Source organism: Pikeienuella piscinae, from assembly GCF_011044155.1.
Lineage (GTDB): Bacteria > Pseudomonadota > Alphaproteobacteria > Rhodobacterales > Rhodobacteraceae > Pikeienuella > Pikeienuella piscinae.
The window spans coordinates 2391532-2413265 of record NZ_CP049056.1 but is presented as its reverse complement, the minus strand read 5'-3'; the positions used below and the strand labels follow the sequence as shown (position 1 = coordinate 2413265).

General features: G+C 66.3%; 20 protein-coding genes. All 20 read right to left on the bottom strand.

Features of this window, described 5'->3' with window-relative positions:
* Positions 1-6: 6 nt before the first annotated feature.
* The 20 genes from G5B40_RS11600 to G5B40_RS11505 all read right to left on the bottom strand — a co-directional run bounded on the left by G5B40_RS11600 (position 7) and on the right by G5B40_RS11505 (position 21066).
* Entirely contained in the window at positions 7-3075 is a 3069-nt protein-coding gene (locus tag G5B40_RS11600; protein ID WP_165098736.1) for a hypothetical protein, read from the bottom strand.
* A complete protein-coding gene (locus G5B40_RS11595; protein WP_165098733.1) occupies positions 3075-6653 on the bottom strand; it encodes a baseplate J/gp47 family protein in 3579 nt (1192 codons plus the stop codon). Before G5B40_RS11595 ends, G5B40_RS11600 begins: the two co-directional genes overlap by 1 nt.
* Positions 6654-7046 (bottom strand): GPW/gp25 family protein, encoded by a 393-nt coding sequence (locus G5B40_RS11590; protein ID WP_165098730.1) that lies wholly within the window; start codon positions 7044-7046, stop codon positions 6654-6656.
* A 4-nt stretch (positions 7047-7050) separates the two neighbouring features.
* Positions 7051-7344 carry a PAAR domain-containing protein gene (locus G5B40_RS11585; RefSeq protein ID WP_165098728.1) on the bottom strand — a complete coding sequence of 98 codons (294 nt, stop codon included), beginning with the start codon at positions 7342-7344 and terminating at the stop codon, positions 7051-7053.
* An 11-nt stretch (positions 7345-7355) separates the two neighbouring features.
* A complete protein-coding gene (gene vgrG, locus G5B40_RS11580; protein WP_165098726.1) occupies positions 7356-9086 on the bottom strand; it encodes a type VI secretion system tip protein VgrG in 1731 nt (576 codons plus the stop codon).
* Entirely contained in the window at positions 9076-9789 is a 714-nt protein-coding gene (locus G5B40_RS11575; RefSeq protein WP_165098723.1) for a CIS tube protein, read from the bottom strand. Before G5B40_RS11575 ends, vgrG begins: the two co-directional genes overlap by 11 nt.
* Position 9790: 1 nt before the next feature.
* Positions 9791-9961: a DUF5908 family protein gene (locus tag G5B40_RS11570; RefSeq protein ID WP_165098721.1), complete on the bottom strand. Its 171-nt coding sequence runs from the start codon at positions 9959-9961 to the stop codon at positions 9791-9793.
* Between the two features lies 1 nt (position 9962).
* A complete protein-coding gene (locus tag G5B40_RS11565; RefSeq protein ID WP_165098718.1) occupies positions 9963-10427 on the bottom strand; it encodes a phage tail protein in 465 nt (154 codons plus the stop codon).
* 27 nt (positions 10428-10454) lie between these two features.
* Entirely contained in the window at positions 10455-10886 is a 432-nt protein-coding gene (locus tag G5B40_RS11560) for a phage tail protein (protein WP_165098715.1), read from the bottom strand.
* 45 nt (positions 10887-10931) lie between these two features.
* Positions 10932-12440: a phage tail sheath family protein gene (locus G5B40_RS11555; RefSeq protein ID WP_165098713.1), complete on the bottom strand. Its 1509-nt coding sequence runs from the start codon at positions 12438-12440 to the stop codon at positions 10932-10934.
* A 48-nt stretch (positions 12441-12488) separates the two neighbouring features.
* Positions 12489-13229, bottom strand: coding sequence for a hypothetical protein (locus G5B40_RS11550; protein WP_165098711.1), 741 nt, complete (start codon positions 13227-13229; stop codon positions 12489-12491).
* Complete coding sequence (locus G5B40_RS11545; RefSeq protein WP_165098708.1) at positions 13226-13783, bottom strand: Pvc16 family protein; 558 nt, start codon at positions 13781-13783, stop codon at positions 13226-13228. The genes G5B40_RS11550 and G5B40_RS11545 overlap by 4 nt, the downstream gene beginning before the upstream one ends.
* A gap of 293 nt (positions 13784-14076) precedes the next feature.
* Positions 14077-14958: a DUF2189 domain-containing protein gene (locus G5B40_RS11540; protein WP_165098706.1), complete on the bottom strand. Its 882-nt coding sequence runs from the start codon at positions 14956-14958 to the stop codon at positions 14077-14079.
* A complete protein-coding gene (locus G5B40_RS11535; RefSeq protein ID WP_165098704.1) occupies positions 14952-15137 on the bottom strand; it encodes a hypothetical protein in 186 nt (61 codons plus the stop codon). Before G5B40_RS11535 ends, G5B40_RS11540 begins: the two co-directional genes overlap by 7 nt.
* Positions 15134-16036 carry a cytochrome-c oxidase, cbb3-type subunit III gene (gene ccoP, locus G5B40_RS11530; RefSeq protein WP_165098701.1) on the bottom strand — a complete coding sequence of 301 codons (903 nt, stop codon included), beginning with the start codon at positions 16034-16036 and terminating at the stop codon, positions 15134-15136. The genes G5B40_RS11535 and ccoP overlap by 4 nt, the downstream gene beginning before the upstream one ends.
* Positions 16027-16197 (bottom strand): cbb3-type cytochrome oxidase subunit 3, encoded by a 171-nt coding sequence (locus tag G5B40_RS11525; protein WP_165098698.1) that lies wholly within the window; start codon positions 16195-16197, stop codon positions 16027-16029. The genes ccoP and G5B40_RS11525 overlap by 10 nt, the downstream gene beginning before the upstream one ends.
* Positions 16198-16199: 2 nt before the next feature.
* Positions 16200-16976 (bottom strand): cytochrome-c oxidase, cbb3-type subunit II, encoded by a 777-nt coding sequence (gene ccoO / locus G5B40_RS11520; RefSeq protein ID WP_165098695.1) that lies wholly within the window; start codon positions 16974-16976, stop codon positions 16200-16202.
* Between the two features lie 96 nt (positions 16977-17072).
* The gene (gene ccoN / locus G5B40_RS11515) at positions 17073-18632 is read right to left on the bottom strand and encodes a cytochrome-c oxidase, cbb3-type subunit I (protein ID WP_343040133.1); all 1560 of its coding nucleotides are present in this window, start codon (positions 18630-18632) and stop codon (positions 17073-17075) included.
* Entirely contained in the window at positions 18629-18832 is a 204-nt protein-coding gene (ccoS, locus tag G5B40_RS11510) for a cbb3-type cytochrome oxidase assembly protein CcoS (RefSeq protein ID WP_165098693.1), read from the bottom strand. Before ccoS ends, ccoN begins: the two co-directional genes overlap by 4 nt.
* Complete coding sequence (locus G5B40_RS11505; protein WP_165098691.1) at positions 18829-21066, bottom strand: heavy metal translocating P-type ATPase; 2238 nt, start codon at positions 21064-21066, stop codon at positions 18829-18831. The genes ccoS and G5B40_RS11505 overlap by 4 nt, the downstream gene beginning before the upstream one ends.
* Positions 21067-21734: the final 668 nt, after the last annotated feature.

Sequence of the window (21734 nt, the reverse complement as noted above, 5' to 3'; positions counted from 1 at the left end):
GTCTCCTCAGAAGAGGCCAAGATTGGTCGCGCCCAGCCGGACGACATTGTCGTCTTCGCCGGCCTCGTCGCAGTCATGCAGCACCGCCGGCGGATAGACCGTTCGGAGCGAATTCAGAACGTCGATCAGGGCCGCCGCCGCGTCGCGCAGCGCGTCCGCGTCATGCGGTTTCGCCGCCAGCGCCTCTCGCCAGGCCCGGTGCGCGGCGTCGAGCGCCGCCATCTGGCCGTTGTCGATCCAGCAGATGCGCGGATGGATATGCGCCGGGGTCTCCTCGCGGATCAGTCGTTCGGCGAAGCGCCGGAAATCGAGGTTCTGGAACCGGCTCGGCCAGTAGGGAAGAATGATCGAGACGCGGAAGGAATAGGGGTCCTCGTCGCCGCAAAACTCGCATTCCTCATCGAGGCAGACCTGCATAAGCGCGTCGCCCGGCGCGCGCGGGCGAAGCAGAATATGTTCGATCAGGTGCATTCCCTCCACGTTGCAGAGCGGCGAGGTGAGGAGCGCGTTGTGCCGGTCGAGGATCGCCCGCGCAGCGGCGACGGCCTCGGCCTCGGTCTCGTAGAGCCGCCGCGCCGTCAACGTTACGCCGCCGCCGGCGAGCGCGAGGCGGACCGCGCCCACGCCGGCGGACGCGTCGATCTGATAGGTCTCGGCCAGGTTCAGGCGGAATTCGAGCGCGCGGGCCGCGTCCAGCGCGGCGGCGGCGGTCGGGAAAAGCTCCTCCGAGGTCAGAAGCCGCGTCGCCCCTTCGCCTCGCACCACCGCTCTGAACTGGCCGCCATCGGCGCGGGCGGCGAAGAGCGCGTCGAAGAGGGCGCCGCAATGGAGGTCGCGCCGCGTCGGATCACCGATGCCGAGCAGCCGCGAGGCGCGACGCTCCAGCCCGGAAATATTGTCGCTGTCCCAGATCTGCGCCGGGTCCTCTGGCAGCTGGTTGAAGCCCTTGCCGCGTTCCCGGCTCGCCTTCGGGTAATCGGCGAGGAAATCGGCGCGGTCGTCGATCAGCTCACGCGCGGTTTTCAGCCGGTCGCCGGAAAGCTGGAAGCTCAGCAGTGCGTAATCGGCGAAACGTTCGGCGAAGCGGGCGATGAGATGGTTGAGCGCGCGTGCGCGGCGGTCGAGGAAGGCTTCCTCGGTCTCATTGAGCCGGACGCGGGTGATATCGTCGGAGAGCGCGGCCGGATTTGTGTAGAACTCGGTCGGGAAATCGCCGCGGGTTCCGGCGATCCCGTCCAGATAGGGTGAGAACCAGGTCCGCTCCAGCGTCTTGTCGGGCGAGAGGATGCGCCGCGCCGCGCCAAGCTGGCCGAGATAATCCGCCAGCGCCTGATCGAAGAAGGTGAGATAGGCCTTGAGTTGTCGCACTTCGGCGACGCGCTCTTTCGGAGCTTCCGGCGGCAGGCCGGCGGAATCGGTCCCGTAAATGCGCGGCAGATCGTCCTGCAGGCTCTGAAATTCGTCCAAGCCGCGCCATTCGCCGATCAGCGCCGGCAGGATCTGGTTGGGCGGAACATAGAGCCTCGTGCGGGCGAGCGCGCGCAGATGCGCGAGCGTGCGCGCGGCCTCGGTCGGTTGCGCCCGATAGGGCAACTCGTTCTTGAAGAGTAGGAGTTTCGTGCCGGGAAAGTAATGCACCGGCTGACGGCCCGGCGGAATGTCCAGCGTCCATTTCTCGGTCGCTCCGATCGCCAGCCCTTGCGCGTCATAGGCGCGGAGCGTCAGGTTTCGCACCCCGACCACCCCGTCGAGATCGACGATGATGTTGATCAGGTCGGAGGCGTGAACCTTGCGCCGGAGGGCGCAGGCGCGAAGGTTTTCCTCGGTGATGAAGCCGGGCTTGGTGAAAACCTCGCGCCCCTCGACAGTGAAGCCGAAATCCACATAGGGGCCGTTGAAAATCTCGTCGGCCGGGACGCCGGCGGCGAGGAGCGCGTCCAGCGTCTCGAAGACCGGCGGCGGGCTCAGATAGGTCTCGATGGCGTGAAGGATCGCCGCCTCGACCGCTTCGAGATCGGCGTCGGGGGCGAGATCGACATCACCGCAAACACCGATCCGCTGCGGCGCGATCGTGTCGATCGAGAGGTAGTCCTCCGAAAGCGGACGATGCGCGTGAAGAACCTGGTGGACCGCGTTCATGGCGCGCCGCCGCGCTTCGCGCTTCTGCAGGAAAAGCCCGGCCGGGCCTTCGGCGCCCGCTTCCGCCAGCGCGGCGCCGAGGGCGCCCTCCGTCACCGTGACGGGAGCGGCGCCGGGGCGCGGGCGATCTTCGATCACAGTGATCGTCAGCCCTTCCAGGCGCGCGATCTCCACGCTGTTCTGCTCGACGATCAGGTCGGCTGTGAACTCCACGCCATTGCCGGCGCCGGAAAGATTCTCGACCGTCACATTTTCGGGCGCGAGCGGGTCAGGGGCCGCCGGTTCGGCGTAGGCCGGCAGCGCGGGCGGCGCACCGTAATCTATCGCAACGATCACGCCTTTCAACGGTCCGGCGCGGAAGGTGACCTCGAGCGCGGTCTCGTTGAGGGAGCCGAGCCGCTCGTCGACCTCCAGTTCGACCATCACCCGGTAGAGGCCGCTTATCCGCACGTCGTGATTACTCTCGCCCGCGGCGTTCAGCGCCTCGTGCGACAGCGCGTCGGCGAGGCAATCGGCGTAGATCGAAGTCTCGGAGATACGGTAATTCGCCGGCTCCGCAGGGTCGGTCATCGGGTCGAGCCAGGCGTTCCGCACCCCCTCGATCCGGAGCAGCAGTCGGCGGTGATCGTCGATCGTCACCGGCGCGGTGGTCAGCGCCTCATGCGCGGGATAGAGCCCGGTCTCCGTCGCCGGCCCGATCCGCCCGTCCGGGCGGGTGAGCAGATCGCGCATCGGAAACGAGGTCCGGTAGCCGAGATCGGTGATCGCGTAGGCCAGCGCCTCCATGATCGTGATTCCGGGGTCTGGACTGTTGTGATTGGTCCAGATGTCGCCGGAAAGCTGCTGGATGCGGCGGAGGCCCAACTCGCGGAGATCGGCGAAATTCTGCGCCCCTGGCGGGCGGAAATCACGGTCGATGAAGCTGTCTTCGGGCATCAGGCCAGTCCGATCGCATGTGACGGAGCGGATACGAGCACCGAGCGCGCGGTCGTCGCGCGAACAATCTCCGCGTCGATCCGCGTCCAGGCCGGGATTTCCGGGTTTGGCCGGTGATAGAGCCGCACGTCTTCGAGGAAATCGACGAAGGGCAGTTCCTCGACGAAATCGATGATTGTGGATTTGTAGATCAGCCCGCCGAACTCGACTCCGGCGACTCCCTGTCGGCGCCACGGCGTCAGATGTGCGATCAACGCCGCCTCAAGCTCGCCCCGGTAGAAATCGAGATCCTCGATACCGGGCCTGAAAGCGACGTTGAGCGCGACATGCACCTCCTCGAAACGCGGGTTTTCGACTTCGAGCCGCACGAAGGGTGAAGCGCGCCTGGCCAGCAATTCGGAGAGCCCGGCGAGCGTCGCCCGATCGGCATAGGGACGGAGCGGGTCGAACTGCGCCGCGTCGTCGGTATAGGGCACCGCGACGACCGTGACGGCGCCCGGGCTCAGCTCATTGTCGCCGAGGATCTTGCCGCCCGCGCGTTTCAGTTCGGTATGATTGAGCGCCTTCACGCGATAGACGGAGGGGTAAGCCTCCAGCGCCAGATGCTCGTAATCCCAGATCGTCACCGCGCGATCCTTGTGCCGAAGCCGCTCGGAGGCGCGACGGTGATAGGCGGCGCGGTCCTCCCGCCCTCGGCCGCCAAAGGACGCGTAGGGTTGCCGGAGGCCTTTCACCGCCGGGTCCGGCGTCTTCAGCTTGGTGATCGCGCCGGGCGGAAGCGGCGTCTCCAGAAGGGCCGGATCGTTCTTCTGGTCCAGAAAGCTCGCCCGCACGGCCTGCGCGTCGATCGAGAGAATGCGATTCACCGCGGCGGCGTTCTGCGGGGCGGCCAAGCGCAGCCAGCGCCGCCCGGCGGGCATCGCCGCGATCGCCGGGCTCGCGGCGCGCGGAACGGCATAGGCGAGAACGCCGGAGCGGCTGAGATCGGCGGTGCGATCATCTACCTCCTGATCCGTGAAGGGCGTCCAGACCTCGCCCTTCAGGTAGGCGTGGGAGAGCGCCGGCGCCTCCAGCAGCGGATCACCGGTGCCGTTCGCCACCTGGAACAGCAGCGAGAGCCGCGCCGGCGGGGCGAGCGCGTCGACGCCGATGAACAGCGCGCCGGCATAGGGGAGATCGGGAAAGAGCCGGCCTTCGCGCTCCGCCGCCTCGATCCCGAACGGGTGCAGGCGCCAGGTCCGCGCGACGGGGCGCTCCTCCGACAGGTAGTCGAGGAATATCTCCTTCACTTCGGGCGTATAGGGGTCGAGCGGCAGATTGGCGCTGTCGTAATTGTAACTTCCGGTATCGGTCGGGCCGACGCCGCCTTCCTTCGCCGCCTCGATCAGGCGCAGCGTCTTCTTGTCGATGAATTCGCCATGGCCGAAATCGCTGTCGAGGGTCATGCGCACATAGCCGTTCCGCGCCTTCGCATCGAATGGCGGATCATCGAGCGTCTGGCGCGCGGCGTCGGAGGCCGCTTCTATTCCCCGCGCCCGGATCCGTGGATCGGCGGCCCCGGCGGCGATCTTAAGCCCGGCGGTTTCGGCGGAGGCCGTGGTCCACACCCCTCCATCAAGATACTGGAAAGAGACCCGGTAATCATCGGAATCGCGGCGACGGAAGAAGGTCGCGTTGGTGTGCGGTTCGGCCCAGGTCACGCCGATCTTCAACCGCGCCAGCTTCCGGCTGAACGCTTCGGCGGATCCGATGGTCCATGTCGAGCCGATCTTCGGCTGCGCGCCGAACGGCATGAAGCCCGCGGCGGGATCGGCGACGCCGTCATCGGTCGCGACAGACATGCGCCGCAGGCCCGAGCCGCGGGTGACGAGCGTCGGCTCGCCGCGCATCGTGTCGCGATACCGGGCGAAGACGCGCGCCGCCGCCTGGCCTTCGTCGAAATCGACAGATATCTCGAGGACCGGCGCGTCGGCCGGATAGCCTGGTCCGTGAAGCTCCGGGTCCGCCGAAACGATCGCGGGGTCGTCGCCGTCGAGATTGACCGCGAAGGTCATCAGCCCGTCGTCGATCCGGGCGCGCAGTTTCGGCGGACCCGAAATATCCAGCCAGCCTTCCTCGGCCGTCAGCCGCGCGCGAAAACCGGGCAGCGCACGGTCGGGGCCGGGGTCCGGAACGGAGAAACGCAGGATCATCCGGCGCGCGCCTTCGCGCATGAAAAGCTGGCGGTCGGCGACGGCGAATCCGACGCGGGCGAAGGGCGCGTCCGAAGGTCCGAACGGCGCGAAATGCGGCGCTTCCTCCGGCAACTCGGCGCCGAGCCCGTCGGCCGACGCCGCGACCGGCGCGGCGCGCACGATGACCTGCGGCTGGCCGCCGACGGTCGCTTCCTCCACGGTCACGGCACTCAACTCCGCGACCTTCGCGCGATTGACGACGATGTCCTCGTCTAGGGTGTAGACGACCTCACGGCCCAGCCCGTCCTTGCCGCCGCGAAGCCGCGTTCCTTTCGCCAGAAGATGGGCTTCGCGCCCCTTGGCGAGGTCGACCAGCACATGCGCATGATCGGCGACCGGGCCGCGCCGCGAAAGACGCAGCACTTCCTCGTAATAGAAATCGAGATGCCGGCCCGTGAGATCGTTGAGTTCGTCGCGCGCCTTTTCGAACATCGAAAGGAACGCCAGCCAGAGTGCGTAATGCGGCGTGTGCGCCGCAAAATTCTCGAGGCTCTCCGTCAGCCGCGCCGCAGCCAGCCGCCGCGCCCGCTCGATCGCCTGAAATATCCGCTCCATCGCGGATACGAGAAGGTTGTAGTTCAGCGCGTCGTAGACTTGGCCATAGGTCGTTACGGCGTCGGCGTAGGGCGCGCCGTCCGCTGGCGCGCCGGCGTAATAGGCGGGCCATCCCATCGGCGCAAAGGGTGCGACCGCGCGAGGGGCGAGCGTCATCGCTTCGAACGCCTCTCCGGTGAAAAGAATGCGGGCGACCTGATCGGAAAGTCGAGGCCCCGGCCCACCGGGGTTGGCGGTGGTGGTGAAGTCCACCGGATCGAGCGGCGCAGCGTCGATCAGACCCGCGCCGAGCGCGCCCCGATGATAGCTGGCGAGCTCGGCCAACGCCGGGCCGATCTCGCGCGCGCCGATTCCCTGCAGCTCGGGATAAAGCGGGCGATCCGCCTCCAGCGCCGATTGCCGCTCCGCGAGATCGCGGAACAGCGTCAGCGGCAAATGGAATATCAGGCCGAAATGCGTTCGGAGCTCGGCTTCGGGCCGGCCTGGCTCGGCCTCGAGAAAGCGCTCGATATCCGCCAGCGCGGCGCGAAACGGGTCGACCGGGAGCTTCGCGAGCGATGCGAGGATCGCCGAGATGTCGCCTTCGAAGAATCCCGACCAGTCGCCGGCGGCGGCGTTGGTCGGATCATAGTAGCGCATATGCGCCGCGAAGCGGCGGGCGAAGAGGATGAGATCGGCGGCATCGCGTTCGTCGAGCCGAAAATAGTGCGGGTCGCGCTCCGCCAGCGCACGGTCCGGCTGGGCGGCGCCGGAGCGTGAGAGCGGGCCACGGCGGTCGCAGGAGGCCATCTAGCGGTCCCCCAGATAGAACGGAAAGACGAAATTGAAGCGCGAGTTGGCGCCCCTGACGGTATAGGCGATGCGGATCAGAAGCCTGCCCTCCGGCTGATCGGCCTCGACCCGGATCGTCTCGGCGTCGATCCGCGGCTCGTGGAGCAGTATGGCGCGGCGAATGAGATTCTCGATCCAGGTCAGCCGGTTGGAATTCATCTGCCCGAAGATTTCGTCATCCAGCCCGCAGCCGAAATTCGGCCGCATCAATCGCTCGCCAAGCTGCGTGCCGGTGATGATGCGCAGGCTTTCCTCGATATTGCGGACGCCGCCTGTCAGACGGACGCCGCCAGCCTCGAAGAGCGGCGGGAAGCCCCAACCGACGCCGATGAAACGGACTTCGAGCGCCATCGCCTCAGCCTCCGATCATCACGTTGGGCGCGCCGATCACGATGGAGCCGCCATGCGCTGTGCTGTCGCCCATCCGCGCCGCCGGCTTGCCGCCGATCATCACCGTCCCTGAGCCGGCGATGATCGTGTCGGGCGGGCCGGCGCAAACCGCGCTGTCGCCGACGACGGCGGCGGGCAGGCCGCCGATCAGAACCGTCGCGGCGCCCGGTCCGACGATCGGCCCGCCGACATGCGGCGTGCCGCCCGGCGTCACTTGCGGGCAGGCGTGAAAGTCAGTGAGTCTCGCGGCCGGCGGCATGTTCACTTTCCCTAGTTGATCATCACGATGGAGCCCTTGACGACGGTCTGTCCCGAGCTGTCGACCTTGGCGCCGGCCGAGCCCTGAACCGCCGCCTCCACCTGCGCCTTCAGGGTGACGTTCAGCCCCTCGATGGTGACGTCGCCAGTCGCAGATAGCTTGATGTCCTTCGGGCTCTCGACGGAGACTCCGTCGGCGCCGGTGGTGATGCTGTTCCCGGCCTCGTCCTCAAGCGTGATCCCGCCATCGGCGTCGGAGAGCGTGACGCGGTTTCCGTTCGGCGTCTCCGCCACCAGCGCGGCCGAGTCGTCGTCGAAGGTGATCTTCACCCCGGCGCGCGAGGCCGCGCCCTTCAGGTTGTTGTCGTCGGCGCCCGGATAGGGACTGGCGGCGGCGGCGGAATGGACCCCGCCAAGAAGGATCGGATCGCGCGGATCGCCGTCGAGAAAGCCAAGAAGGCATTCGTCGCCGATCTCCGGCAGCATGACGAACCCACGGGAGGCGCCGCCGCCGATGGAGAGCGGGCGCGCCCAGATCGGTTCGGCTGTCTCGGTTTCGGTTGCGATCCGCACCGCCACTCGCTCCTCGCCCGCCGGGTCGCCCTCCAGCGCATCGACGATTCCGATCTGGAGGCCCGTGATCGCGGGGGCGAGCCCGGCCGCCGCCGGCGCGTCGATATCGAAACGCTCGCGGTGGAAACGCGGATCCAGGCCGATCTGCACGCTGGTGCGCCAGTCGCCATTCGCAAGCTGATGGCGCAGGCCGGAGACGAAGGCGCGGCCGTTGAACCGCGCGCCGAAGCCTTTCAGCTCCACCGTAGCGCCGGGTTCAAGGCGAGCCTCGCCCTGGATCTCCGCCGCGCCCCTGATCGCGGCGATCCGGCGGCGGAGCGTCTCCGCGCGCGCCCAGTCGTCGATCTCGGCCTGATCCCGCCCGCCGGCGTGGCGCGGCCGCGGCTTCTGGTTCGAAACCGTCGCGAGCGCCGCGCCATCGGCGGCGCCCGGCCCGGGCACGTCCTCTCCGCCGGCCTCGGCGGTCGCGACGGCCTGATCGGCGGGAATCCAGGCCCCCGCCTCGACGCTTTCGGGTTGCGCCTCGGCGTCGATCTCCAGATCGAGGGCGAAGAGCGTTCGCCCGTATTCCAGCGCCATCGACGGCGGCGCGCCAGGATCGGGGGTGAACATCTTCAGCCCGTCATTCGTCGCCAGCAGCGCCTGGCCGACCATCTCCGCCCGCATCACCGCGAAGTCCCAGTCGGTGGCCTGATGCTGGACAAGTTGCGGGCGCACCGCCGCGCTTTCGCCATCGAAGGCGAGTCCTTGCAGGGCCGCAAGATCGGAAAGCGCGTCCGCGTCCGTCACCTCGGTCCAGATTCGCGATTTGCGCGCATGCGCCATGCGAAAGCAGCGATGCTTCGCCTCGACATGGAGACGGGAGGAGGCATGCAGCGGCGCCTCGATGCGGTGGCGGGTGACGACGCCGGAGAAAACCAGGCTTTCCTCGCGGTCGTAGCCGAGCAGGATCTCGATCTCGACGCCGGGGGCGATGTCGGGCGCTTCGCTGATCGCGAAAGTCTGGGCCGCCGGATCGCCGTCCTGAATGACCAGGTGGGCGTAGGGAACGCGGCCGATCTCGCGGCCGATCTCGATGGAGATCACCCCGACGGTCTCCGCCAGCGCGGCGCCGCCCACCTTCACGGTGAAGGTGCTGAGCGAGCTGCTCGGGATCGGATCAAACGGCATCGGCGGACCTCACCGGCGGCAGCCGCAACTCGGCCCCCGCCGGAAGCCGGCGAAGATTGTTGAGCCGGTTGACGGCGGCGACCGCGACATAGCGCGTTGGGTCGCGATAGACGGCGTTGACGATGTTCGGCAGCCGCTCGCCGTCGAGGGCGAGATGGGCGTGCGCGATGTCGGGCGATGCGAGGTTCTTCTCCAGCGCCGAAACCTCGGCGTCCTTGTGCTCCTTGAACGTGGCGTCGAGTTCGGCGCGGATCGGCAGGCCGGCCGCATCGAAGAGCTTGTAATTGATCGAGAAACTCTCCAGCGCGCAGGTGACGAAGAGCCGGCCCCAGACCAGCTGGAGAAACCGCTGGCGATGGACGTTGCCGTAAAAGCCGACCGTCGCCCGGAAAAGCTCGATCTGACCGAGGACGGAAAGCGGAGAGCTAGGCGCCGGGCTCGGCAGCGGCGTCGCCGAGGTCGCGCCGCTGCCGTCGAGGAAGAGCTTGAAGGTGAAGCTCCGCGGCTTGATCGACTTGAACTTGGCCTCATTGCCGTCCGCGCCCTGCGGGGTCTCGTCGGAATTCAGCTCCAGTTCGACCGCATCGGAGTAATCCGACGGGTTGAACTGCGCGATGAAGGGCGGGCCGGAGGGCGGACCGTCGGCGAAGGTCTTCGATGTCTCGAAGGGGATGATCGTCAGCTTGACGAGGGCGCCGTCCATCTCAGCGCTCCTCACGCCTGCGCAGGAGCCGCATCACCTCGGCGACGCAGTCCTCGATCAGCCGTTCGCGGTCCATCGCCTTTTCGGTCCGGCTCGTTTCCGCCTCCGGCTTTTCCGGCCGGGCCCCGCCGACGGCGCCGCGAAAGACGATCTCGCTGATGAAGACCGGCATCTCAGTTCACCCGGAAATAGGCGTAGGCGAGCTCCAGCGTCTCCACGACGATCTCGCTCGCTTCGGCGTTGAAATCCGAAACCACCCATTTCTTCGGCCAGGCGTTCACCACGGTGTATGTCTCCAGGGGTTCGTGCGCGTCGTTGAGCAGCGTCACCCAGACGGTCGCCGGCCGGATCGTGAAATTCTGGACCGCGTCGCGAACCCAGGCCGCCACCGTGCTGTCGGTCATCAGGCCGCGCTTCAGCACGAGTGGCGGATAGCTGCCGCGCACCGGGAACTTGTGGGTGAAGCGGTTTTCGCCGCCCTCGGCGTAACTCTCCTCCTCCAACTCCATGGAAAGGCCGGTGACTTCGCGAAAGCGGATGTCCTGTTCACCGGCCTCGGCCAGATCGAAATCGACGCGGAAATGAAATCCCACAGGCGGCTGAAATTCATAGGCGAACGGCAGGGTCGCATCGACCATCTGGACAGTCCTCCTCCGGGTTCGGCGTCAGTCGTTCTGGATGCTCTGCGAGTCGCAGACGACCTCCACGCTCTCGATCGCGGTCTCGTTGCCGTCCGCCTTGAGATCGGTGGAGATGATCTTGGTCGGCCAGGCGTTCTTCAGTTTCCAGACCATGACCGGCGCGTGTTCCTCATCCAGCAGGCTGATGGTGATGTCGCGCCGCTCGATCTTGTTGAGCGCGACGGTGTTCCACCACTCGAAGAATTCGTTGTCCGACGCGAAGACGCCTCGTTTCATCGTGACGTTGGCGTATTTCTGCATGCCCGGGATCTTCAGTTTCGAATATTCCGGGCTGACGCCTTCGCGATATTCGATCACCTCGGTCTCGACGCCGAGACCCGAAACTTCGGTGAAGCCGATCCGGGCACCCGCCCATTCCGCCTGGAAGTGAAATTTCGGGAGGGGATATTCTTCCATGATCTACCCTTTCAATGCTTGCCGTGGGGGGCCGCGAAACGCGCCTCAGCCCTGCTGCTGCAATTGCTGGAATTCCAGCACGATGAACTCGGCCGGGCGGACGATGGCGACGCCGATCCGCACAACCATCAGCCCGTTCAGAATGTCGTCCGCCGTCATCGTCTGGTTCAGCCCGACCTTCACGTCGAAAGCCTGCTCCGGCTTCGCGCCCACCAGTGCTCCTGCGCGCCACTGGTTAAGCAGGAAATTCTCGATCATCGTGCGGACCCGCACCCAGGTGTTGGCGCTGTTCGGTTCGAAGACGAAGGCCCCGATGGCTTTTTCGATGCTTTCCTCCGCGAAGTTCAGGAAGCGCCGAACCGGCACATAGCGGTTTTCCTGGTCGTTGCCGGCCAGCGTCCGCGCGCCCCAGACCAGCGTGCCCTTGCCGGTGAAGTTGCGGATCACGTTCACCGACTTGCCCGCGGTCGGATCCGCATTGAGCGCGCCGTTGAGGTCGTCGGTGATCGGCACCGCCGGTCCGATGACGTTGAATACGCCGACATTGGCGGGCGCCTTGTGAACGCCGCGCGTTCGATCGACCCGCGCGTAGACCCCGGCGACCGCGGCCGAAGGCGGCAGAGTAACGAAGGCCGTGCTGAGAAAGACGCGGATCGCGTTCACGACCGCCGTCTCCCCCGGAATGGACGCGCCGTCGCCCTGAAGAACGTCGGCGTCCAGCGTCACGTCGGTTCCCGTCGTCGGGTCGCCGCTGTCGGGGACGAGAGGCGTCACCGTCTCCGTTCCGTCATCGGCGACGGTGATCAGTTCCGACGCCGCGACCACCGTGACGGAGGCGTCGTCGGTGATACGCGGTATCGAGGTGCGCAGATAGGGGAAATAGGCCGCGCCGTATTTCAGCAGATCGACGCTGCTGGCGCCGACGGCGTTGCGGAAATTGTTGGCGACGTCCTGCGCCGTCACTGTGCCGCCGGGCTGAGCGTTCCGGACATCGGCGATGGCGAACCTGTCCTGCGTGGAGGCGCAGGACTGGAGCGCCGCGAGAACGATATTGCCGTGGATCGAGTTCTGCGCCACCCGCGTCGCATCGGGAAAGACCAGCAAGGTCACTTCGTCCACGGCTTCGAGCGCGGTGATCGCGCCGGTGAAGTCCCCCTGACTGACCGCCCCCCCGAAGGCCCCGATCGAATGAATGTAGCAGGGCCCGCCGCCATTGGCGAAATAGTGTTGCAGAGCGAAATACATCAGACTGGCCGGAACCGGCGGCGGCGCGGTGTCGAAATTGACGCTGACGCCGATCAGCGCCCCGTTCGCGCCGACGCGTTTCCGCGCGATGACGCTCAAAGCCTCGGGGGAGGAACGGCCGTAGAGCGCCTCGTATTCAAGCAGCGAGGTGATCCGCCGCGAGACGCCGGTGAGCGGCGTCGTATCTGCCTCCGCGGCGCGTTCGGTATAGCCGATGAAAGCCGGGATCGCGGTCGCCACCGGCGCGATGGACGGGGGAAATGTCGTGATCTCCTCGACCGTCACACCGGGAGTTGAAAGGTTTCGCATTGGGTCCTCTCCGTTGCTTGTCTTCGCCGGGCCGCCCCCGGCGTCGCGTCATCTCAGTCTGAAGACGATTGCGTATTCCGCGCCTGTTCCGGTCGGAACCGCGCTCTGCGGCTGCTCCCAGTAAAGATCGACGACGCCGACGGGACCGGAATCGGCCAGTTCGTCATCGGCGTAAATCGGGCGGTCAAGCGCCGCCGGCGCCGGAGCGACAAGCCGGAAGGCCGCATCCTGCGCGTTGGAAAGATCAACCGTGGCGAATATCTCTGTTGCGCCCGGCGGCGGGTCGATGATGGTCGATGCGGCCACGACGGTTGAGAATTGGTCCCGCGCCTCGATCACGCCGGGCGCGCCGCCCGAGATGTCGAGTCGAACCGGATAGGCGCGCGGGCCGAGCGCTGTCAGATCCGCCGCCTCCACAGTCGCGCCCGCGCTCAGCGCGCCCGAGGCGGTGACGGCGCCGGCGGGGGTGAGATTGTCCAAGAGGATCTGCGCGCCGCCGGCGCCGAAATCGGGGTGATGGCGCGCGAAGAAACCGGGCGTGGTCACGTGAATTCCGAAGCTGAAGCGGACCCGCGACGTGATCGGCGCGCGAAGCGGCGGCGTCACGCCGGGCCGCGACTTGTAATAAAGTGAAAACCCGTCCGAGGATGGACGATGGAGGATCTCATGGTTCGCCATCACCTCGCGTGTGCGCGCGGTTGGCGCGAAAGCCAGCCCCTCCACCGGCGCGCCGCCATCGTCGCTGACCCGGACCCGCATGAAGCGGTCGAATGCGATCACGAAGCTCATCGGCGCACGGTGTCTACGGCGATGGCGGTGATCGGATCTGCCGGAACGTCCGGCTGGATATGCCGGACCTCCACCATGCGCATCTTGTAGATCACCGAGGGATAGAGCGCGCCGCCCATCACCGACCAGAGATTGTTCAGCGCCTCGAAGCTCATGTTGTGGTGCTCGAAGATCAGCCGGCGGAGCCCGGCGGGAAAGGGATTGCCCGCCGACGCGTCCTCCGGCGAAAAGTAGCGGCGATGCTGGAATAGCGCGATCGTGTTGGAGAGGTTGAGCAGGCTGGCGCCGTAATCCTGAAAGTCGAAACTGAACTGGAGATAGAGGTTCATGTAGACTGAAGGCTCGCGCTCGACCGGTTGTCCGCCGACCCGGGCGACATGCGGCGTGTTGCGGAGCGCCGACTCCTCCTCGATGTTCACCAGTGTGATGAGCACGCCGTCCGGTCCGTCGTTCTCGACAAGGACCCTGGCGCTTTCGATCGCCACCTCGCCATCTGTCACGCCCAGATGGTCACGAAGTTCGCGACGAACGTATTCAAGTGCATCGTTTATCATCGCAAATCGCCCACCACCGGACGTCGCCCGGCGCCAAAAACAACTTACCCCAACGGACGCAGGGTCTCCGATTCTGCCGATTCTCGCAACGAGAAGTTGTTAACATCCGGATAATAAATCCGGTAAGCAGAGCGCCCCGCCGCTATCCGGACGGGGCGCTGCGGCTGCGCGTCAGCACGCTCGCGGGGAATAAATCGCGCTGGCCGGCGCCGGGCGCGCCAGTTTCGAGCGCGACGTCCGGCGGCTGTCCCGCCCGCGTTTCGTCCCGGTCCGCCGGAGCTGGGCGTCGGATTTCACGCCGGCTGAATGAACATGCGCTCGCTTTCCAGGTCTTTCCGATCCTCGCCGCGCAGGGCGCGATAGGCGCGCCATGTGGCGTGGCCGAGCACCGGGAATACGAAGATCAGGCCGATGAACCCGGTGACGACTGAGAAAGCGAAAAGCGCCATCACGATCGCGCCCCAGGCCAGCATGACCGGCAGATTGCTCCAGACCATCGCCATGCTGATCCCCAGGGCGGAGAGCGCGTCGGTGTCCTCCTCCAGCAGCATCGGCACCGCGAAAACGCTGATCGCGAACGCGAAGGCGGCGAAAAGCGCGCCGACGAAACTGCCGACCAGGAGCAGGGCCCAGCCGGTCGGAGTGAAGAACAGCATCGCGGCGACATCGTCGACGCCGGGGAAGGGGACCAGGCCGAAAAAGAGCGCGTAGATCAGCACCGCCGCCCGCATCCAGAGCATGAAAAGCCCAAGCAGCATCACACCCATGAACAGCGCCTGACGGCCGGAGCGCGGCTTGACGAAGATCATGTCGGCGAAGTTCGCGTGCTCGCCGGTCTCCAGTCGGCGGCTTTTCTCGTAGAGCCCGTTGGCGATGAGCGGACCGACGACCATGAACCCGGCGAGCGCCGGGAAGAGCGCATAGTCAAGCTCCAGACGAAAGAGGAACCAGACCACGAAAGCGGAGACCACGAAGACGGCGACGCCGTAGAGTAGACTGGGGGCGGGATTGGTCCAGAGATCCGCCCAGCCGCCGCGCAGCCAGTCGAAAGCGGTCCGCCACGGCAGATTGCGGGCGCGCCTGTTCTCGCGCGGGAGCGGCGGGACAACCTCCGGAATGACGCCGTCGGCGTGCGGCTCATCAGGCGGCGGCGGGTCGGTGCGGTCACTCAGCATGACGGTTTCGCCGCGCGATACGTGGCGGCGCCTCCTGTCGGGGATTTGAGATGGGGCACGCATTCGGGCATCGACGAGAAGGCGACGAAGACCAGATGCGCGTTGGCGGCGATGAAGATCGCGACCACCGCGGACGCCGCGGCGAGCGCGAAAAGGCGCGGTCGAGACCAGACGTTCATGGCGCGTCCTTTCCACCGAGCTCGAGAATATACGTGGCGAGGATCTTGCGCTCCACCTCGCTGAGCCGGTCCTCCCAGGTTGGCATCCAGCCCTGCCGCCCGCCCCAGACCGTCTGGAAAAGCGTCTCTTCGTCCCCGCCATAGATCCAGAAATCGTCGGTCAGGTCGGGCGCGCCGAGCGTGGTGTCGCCGCCGCCATCCTCGCCATGGCAGCTTGAGCAGTTGTCGGCGAAGAGTTGCGCTCCATCCGGCGCATCCGTTGCTTCGTCATCCGCGGCGGCGCCCTCCGCCGCCACGTCGCCGGCGTCCGAAAGCGTCTGGACATAAGCGGCCACGGCGCGGATTTCGTCGCGCGACAGCATGCCGTCGCGGCCGAAGGCGAGCATTTGACCGAAATGAGTGTCCGGATGCTGCGAATTGATGCCGACGCGCAGCGTCTCCATGATCGCGTCCGCGTCGCCGCCCCAGAGCCAGGCCGAATCGACCAGGCTGGGAAAGCCCGGCCCACCGGCTGCGTCCGCCCCGTGGCAGCCGGCGCAGTTGTCGCCAAAGAGGGCGTGCGCCGTGTCGTTCACCCGCGACATGAGCACAGGATCGGCGCGAATCTCGTCGACCGGAAGATCGGCGATCCGGTCGGCCCAGTCCGAACGCGCGACATTCGCGGCGACGACCTTTTCCTCGACCTCTTCGCGCTGGTCCAGTCCGAGAAGGCCCTTGGTGTAGGTCGTGACCAGCGGCCAGGTCGGCAGCAGGATCCATATGACAAGCGCCCAGACATGGGTGATCCCGATGAACCACCAGATCGGCGGCGGCACCCGGGTGTTCAACTCGGTGATGCCGTTCCATTCGTGGCCTGTCGTCATATGGCCGGTGAGCGGATCTCGTTCCTTTACCGACATGGCCCGTCCTCATCATTGAGAATGCTCTTCGCCGCCCGGTCGAAGCGTTTTCCCAGGCTCGGCCAGAAGGCGTAGGCGGTGATTCCGATCGAAAGCGCGATCAGGTAGAAAAGTCCGAAGGCTTTTGCGAACCCGACGAGCCATTCATGCGAAATGTCCATCGTTACTCCTCCGCCGCCGTCTCAATCCGCGCCGGCAGGTCGGTCAGACCTCCGAGGATCTGAAGATACGCGACCAGCGCGTCCATCTCCGTCAGTCGCCCGGCGTCGCCGTCGAAGGAGCGGATGTTCGTCGCGTCGCCATAACGCTCCAGCGCCCCTTCCGCCTTGTCCGAGTCCGGGCTCGCCTGCCCGAGCGCGTCGTCGGCGGCGTTCGCGATCATCTCATCCGAATAAGGCACGCCGAGTGTGCGGAGCGCTGCGAGGCGGTCGGACAGGCTTTCGACCTCCAGCCTCTCGGTGAGCAGGAACGCGTATTGCGGCATGACGGATTCGGGAACCAGATCGCGCGGGTTCACCAGGTGCCGGACCTGCCAGTCGTCGGAATACTTGTTGCCGAGCCGCGCCAGATCGGGCCCGGTGCGCTTGGAGCCCCAGAGCATCGGATGGTCGTACTGGCTTTCGACCGCCAGCGAATAGGGGCCGTATCGCTCCACCTCGTCACGCAGGGTGCGGATCATCTGGCTATGGCACGCGTAGCACCCCTCGCGGATGTAGATGTCGCGCCCGGCCTGTTCGAGCGGGGTGTAGACGCGCATGTCCGGCGCGGCCTCCACCGTTTCGTCGATGGTGAAGAGCGGGGCGATCTCGACGATGCCGCCGACCCCCGCCGCCAGGATGATGCCGACGGTCAGCGCCATCGAATGCCGCTCGGCCCGGTAATGGGTCCTCGCATGGAAGTCGAAGAACCGCTCGAAGGGTTTGAGAAGGGTCCTGAACATGTCGTTACTCCCCCGCCGGCACGGCCGGCTCCAGGGCTTCGGAGGATGTCGGATAATCCAGCGCCGGCGCCATCTTCGGGACGTGCCGGATCGTCATCACGACGTTCCAGAGCGCGATGATCGCTCCGGCCAGGAACAGCAGCCCCCGAATGCGCGCGCGATGTAGTAGGGGTGCATCGCCACAAGGGAGTCGAGAAACGAATATTTCAGCGTGCCGCTCTCGGTGTATGTGCGCCACATCAGCCCCTGGATGATGCCGCTGTTCCACATGGCGAAGACGTAGATGACGACGCCGGAGACGGCGAGCCAGAAATGCCACTCGACCGCCTTCCAGGAATACATCGTTTCACGCCGCCAGAGCACCGGGGTCAGCGCATAGATGGAGCCGAAGACGATCAGCGCCACCCAGCCCATGGCGCCGGCGTGGACGTGACCGACGGTCCAGTCGGTATAGTGCGAAAGCGCGTTGACCGGACGGATCGCCAGAAAGGAGCCCTCGAATGTCGACAGGCCGTAAAAGACCGCCGCGACCATCATGAAACGCAGCGTCGCGTCGTCGCGGACTTTCCGCCATGCGCCGTTCAGCGTCATCAACGCGTTGCCGGCTGACGCCCATGAAGGCACCAGCAGCATGATCGAGAAGGTCATGCCAAGGGTCTGAACCCAGTGCGGTAGGGCGGTGTAATGAAGGTGATGCGAGCCCACCCAGATGTAGAAGAAGGTGATCCCCCAGAAGCTGAGGATCGACAGCCGGTAGGAATAGATCGGCCGCTCCGCCCGTTTCGGCAGGAAGTAATAGAGCATGCCGAGGAAACCGGAGGTAAGGAAGAACGCGACGGCGTTATGGCCGTACCACCACTGCGTCATCGCGTCCTGAACGCCCGCGAACGCCGAATAGCTCTTGGCGGCGGCGAAGGACGCGGGCACGGCCAGATTGTTTACGATATGCAGCACCGCCACGACCAGTATGAACGCCATGTAGTACCAGTTCGCGACGTAGATATGCGGCTCGTTCCGGCGCGCCAGCGTGCGGATGTAGAGAATGAAGTAGACCACCCAGACGACTACCAGCCAGATATCCGCGTACCATTCCGGCTCGGCGTATTCCTTCGACTGGGTTATGCCCATCAGGTAGCCGCTGGCGGCGATGACGCAGAAGAGGTTGAAACCCAGCAGCACGAACCACGGCGTGATCTGTCCCGGCATGCGCGCGCGGGACGTGCGCTGCATGATGTGGAAAGATGTGGCGATCAGGGCGTTGCCGCCAAAGCCAAAGATCACGCCCGATGTGTGCACCGGGCGCATGCGGCCAAAGCTCGACCAGGCCGCGTCGAAGCGGAGGTCGGGCCAGGCGAGCATGGAGGCGACCCAGACCCCGACGCCCATGCCGACCACGGCCCAGCAAAGCGAGAGGACGATGCCGACCTTCGTAGGGTCGTCGTAATAGGAGATCGAACGATCCTCGGTCGGCTCGGGGTCGTAGATCGCGTTCCCTGCGATGAAGAAGAGAACGCCGGCGAACGCGATGACGATCCAGCCGTGGACGCCCATCGGGTCGTCTTTTCCGGCGACCGCCATCAGCAGCCCGACCAGGGCGGCGATAGCCAGGATCATCAGAACGGTGCGGCGCTCCGCCCGGGTCAATTGAGCCATCATGTCGTGGTCTCCGTGCTGGTCCTGTGCGTGGCTGAAATAGAGCGGTCCGGCAGCGGCGCCTCGGCGTCCTCGAAGAGGATGCGCGCGCCGTCGCCTTCCAGATCTTCGTACTGACCGCTCCGGAGGCTCCAGAAAAATGCGCCGAGCCCGACCACGCCCATGACGAGCGTGACCGGTATGAGGATGGTGAGGATCGTCATGCCGTCGCCGTCCGCAAGCTGTTTGTCGCCGCATTCGCCGGTGCAGGCTCCTTCGCGTTCAGCCGCAGCGAATTGCCAATGACGACGATCGAGGACGCAGACATCGCCAGCGCCGCGACCAGCGGCGTGACCATGCCCGCCGCAGCGAGCGGTATGGCGATGCAGTTATAGGCGATCGCCAGGCCGAAATTCTGACGCACGGTGCGCGCCGTCGCCTTCGCGACCTTGCGGGTCATCGGAACAGCCCCGAGGTCGTCGCGCAGAAAGACGAAATCCGCCGCCGCGCGGCCGGCGTCCGCCGCGTCGGAAGGCGCCATCGACACATGCGCCGCCGCCAGCGCCGCGGTGTCGTTCAACCCGTCGCCGACCATCAGGGTCCGGCGTCCTTCAGCCCGGAATGCTTCGAGACAGGCGACTTTCTCGGCCGGCGTCGCGCCAGCGCGGAATGACTCCACGCCGGCCAACTCGGCGACGCGGGCGGCGCGCCGGCGTTCGTCCCCCGTCAGCATGATGGTCGGGACGCCCGCAGCACGAAGCATGGCGATCGCCGTCCGCGCCCCCGGACGCAGATCTTCCGAAAGGGCGAACGCTGATGCGGCTGCGCCCTCGAAAGCGAAGGCGGGGGCCGCCTCCGCTGCCGGTCCGGCGGCGATCTCCGCCACCCAGTCCGGCCTGCCGAGACGGGCGCGCCGGCCGCTGACGACGCCCTCTATCCCGAAACCGGGCGTCTCGTTCACATCCCGCGCGTCGGATGGGCTATCGGGCAGGTCGGCCGCGATCGCGCGCGCCGCCGGATGAGCGGAATGCAGCGCCAGCGCCTTCGCCGCGCCCCGGTCGGCGGCGCCGAGCGGCGCACGAGAGACGCGCGCCGCGCCGGTGGTCAGGGTTCCGGTCTTGTCGAACACCGCGAGATCAATCTCCGCGAGACGCTCGAGAGCCGATCCGTCTTTCATCAGGACGCCGTCCCGCATCAGCCGGCCCGCCGCGACGACATGCGCGACCGGAACCGCGAGTCCCAGCGCGCAGGGGCAGGTGATGATCAGCACGCTGATCGCGACGAAGATCGAGATGCGCCAGTCGCCCGTGGCGAGGATCCAGCCGATGAAGGTCGCCAGCGCCAGAAGATGAACGACCGGCGCGTAAAGCCGGGCTGCGCGGTCGGCGATGCGGACATAGGCGCCGCGGCCGCTTTCGGCCGCGCTCAGCATCCTTGTCATCTCCGCCAGAAAGGACTCTTCAGCCGTACGCAGCGCCGTCGCCTCGATCCCCCCTGTCAGGTTCAGCGTCCCGGCCTCCAGCACCGCGCCGGCGCCGGCCGTGACCGGCATCGCCTCACCGGTGACCAGCGACCGGTCGACATCGGTTTCACCCGTCAGAACGCGGATATCGACCGGCGCGCGCTCGCCCGGGCCGATGTAAAGCGCCATGCCGGCGGTGATCGCGTCAAGCGGCGTCCAGCGCAACGATCCGTCGGGCATCCGGGCCATCGCGCCTTTCGGGGCCAGCCGGGCCAGCCCGGTGACGGCGCTCAACGCCCGCTCGCGCATGAGTTGATCCAGGTAACGTCCGGTCAACAGAAAGAAGAGTAGCGTGACCGCGGCGTCGAAGAAGACATGCTCGCCGCCGCGCGCCAGTTCGGCGAGGCTGAGAGCCAGCGCCAGCAGGACCGCCAGCGCGATTGGAACATCCATGTTCAGCCGCCCGCTCCGCAGCGCGGCGAATGCGGAGCGAAAGAACGGCCGGCCGGCATAGGCCACAACGGGGACGGCGATCATGCCGGAGATCAGATGGAACGTCTCGCGGGTGGCGCCTTCCGCCCCCGACCAGACGGCGACGGAGAGCAGCATGACGTTCATCGCGCCGAACCCCGCCACCGCGATCGCGCGCAACAAATCCCGACTCGCGCCGCGATCCGGGCCCCCCGTTTCCTCGGCGAGGTCGATCGGCTGACCTTCGTATCCCAGCGCGGACAGCGCCTCGAATACCGGCGACGGATCGACATCCGCGCTCCGGAGCGTCACGCATGCGCGCCGCAATGTCAGATTGACCCGCGCGAAGACGACGTCCGGGCAGGCGCGAAGCGCGCGTTCAATCGACGCGACGCACCCGCTGCAGCGCACGCCGGGAACGGAGATCACGCAGAGGCCGCTTCCGTCGGGGGCCGCTCGCACTGAAGCGCGGCGCTCGGCGCCGCTGCGCCCGCCGCCTGCTTCTTCGCGTTCAGTCTCAGACATTCTCATGGCGATCACGCGTCCCTCAGGCACGTCCGACGATTCTCAGGCGAGGGGCGGTCGGCCCCGTAAACTCATCTCTCTGTGAGTAAACCATTGGTTGATCGGTATAGCCAAGATGGCGTTGCGCCGCAGCATAGCGGATCGAAGCGATCCCTCTCGGTATCGGACGACGTTTCTCGGCTCTCCATCGAATCCGCGGGCGAGCCTCCCGCTACGGGCTCGCCGCGCTAACGTTTCCGTCACGTAGCTGGCGCGCAATATTGTTGCGGAGACATCTATCCCGCGACGTTGTGATCGCGCGACGCGCTGCGGATCGAACGCCCTGATTCCGCGCCGCCAAAGCAATAGAATCTCGGAGGGGGCTTTGCGGGCTAAAATCGGCGAACGCGGCGCGCTCGCGCGGCGGGTCAGACTGACGAATCTCCCGCAGCGCGAGCGTGTCGCGAGAGCGAATGATGATGTCTGGGCGGCGCAGACTCTATGCCTTTCGCGTTTAGAAAAACTTCGGTTGCGGATCGAGAATCTTGTGCGCGGGCTCAGGCCAAGGAAATATTCATGGGTATGTATGACATGACAATTTTATAATGCGCCAGCTGTATTTCAGGCATTATTCCTATGCCGAACGGCATGGTCGCTAATGCTATTGTTGTATGTGTAGGATAGCTTTT

Bases quoted from the DNA above. Each gene is read 5' to 3' on its own strand.
- G5B40_RS11550 (WP_165098711.1), bottom strand. From the start codon at position 13,229: ATGAGCTTCGTGATCGCATTCGACCGCTTCATGCGGGTCCGGGTCAGC.
- vgrG (WP_165098726.1), bottom strand. From the start codon at position 9,086: ATGCCGTTTGATCCGATCCCGAGCAGCTCGCTCAGCACCTTCACCGTG.
- ccoN (WP_343040133.1), bottom strand. From the start codon at position 18,632: ATGATGGCTCAATTGACCCGGGCGGAGCGCCGCACCGTTCTGATGATC.
- G5B40_RS11545 (WP_165098708.1), bottom strand. From the start codon at position 13,783: ATGATAAACGATGCACTTGAATACGTTCGTCGCGAACTTCGTGACCAT.
- G5B40_RS11535 (WP_165098704.1), bottom strand. From the start codon at position 15,137: ATGAACGTCTGGTCTCGACCGCGCCTTTTCGCGCTCGCCGCGGCGTCC.
- G5B40_RS11585 (WP_165098728.1), bottom strand. From the start codon at position 7,344: ATGCCGCCGGCCGCGAGACTCACTGACTTTCACGCCTGCCCGCAAGTG.
- G5B40_RS11555 (WP_165098713.1), bottom strand. From the start codon at position 12,440: ATGCGAAACCTTTCAACTCCCGGTGTGACGGTCGAGGAGATCACGACA.
- ccoO (WP_165098695.1), bottom strand. From the start codon at position 16,976: ATGTTCAGGACCCTTCTCAAACCCTTCGAGCGGTTCTTCGACTTCCAT.
- G5B40_RS11570 (WP_165098721.1), bottom strand. From the start codon at position 9,961: ATGCCGGTCTTCATCAGCGAGATCGTCTTTCGCGGCGCCGTCGGCGGG.
- G5B40_RS11540 (WP_165098706.1), bottom strand. From the start codon at position 14,958: ATGCTGAGTGACCGCACCGACCCGCCGCCGCCTGATGAGCCGCACGCC.
- ccoP (WP_165098701.1), bottom strand. From the start codon at position 16,036: ATGTCGGTAAAGGAACGAGATCCGCTCACCGGCCATATGACGACAGGC.
- G5B40_RS11565 (WP_165098718.1), bottom strand. From the start codon at position 10,427: ATGGTCGATGCGACCCTGCCGTTCGCCTATGAATTTCAGCCGCCTGTG.
- G5B40_RS11575 (WP_165098723.1), bottom strand. From the start codon at position 9,789: ATGGACGGCGCCCTCGTCAAGCTGACGATCATCCCCTTCGAGACATCG.
- ccoS (WP_165098693.1), bottom strand. From the start codon at position 18,832: ATGACGATCCTCACCATCCTCATACCGGTCACGCTCGTCATGGGCGTG.
- G5B40_RS11600 (WP_165098736.1), bottom strand. From the start codon at position 3,075: ATGCCCGAAGACAGCTTCATCGACCGTGATTTCCGCCCGCCAGGGGCG.
- G5B40_RS11505 (WP_165098691.1), bottom strand. From the start codon at position 21,066: ATGTCTGAGACTGAACGCGAAGAAGCAGGCGGCGGGCGCAGCGGCGCC.
- G5B40_RS11590 (WP_165098730.1), bottom strand. From the start codon at position 7,046: ATGGCGCTCGAAGTCCGTTTCATCGGCGTCGGTTGGGGCTTCCCGCCG.
- G5B40_RS11560 (WP_165098715.1), bottom strand. From the start codon at position 10,886: ATGGAAGAATATCCCCTCCCGAAATTTCACTTCCAGGCGGAATGGGCG.
- G5B40_RS11595 (WP_165098733.1), bottom strand. From the start codon at position 6,653: ATGGCCTCCTGCGACCGCCGTGGCCCGCTCTCACGCTCCGGCGCCGCC.
- G5B40_RS11525 (WP_165098698.1), bottom strand. From the start codon at position 16,197: ATGGACATTTCGCATGAATGGCTCGTCGGGTTCGCAAAAGCCTTCGGA.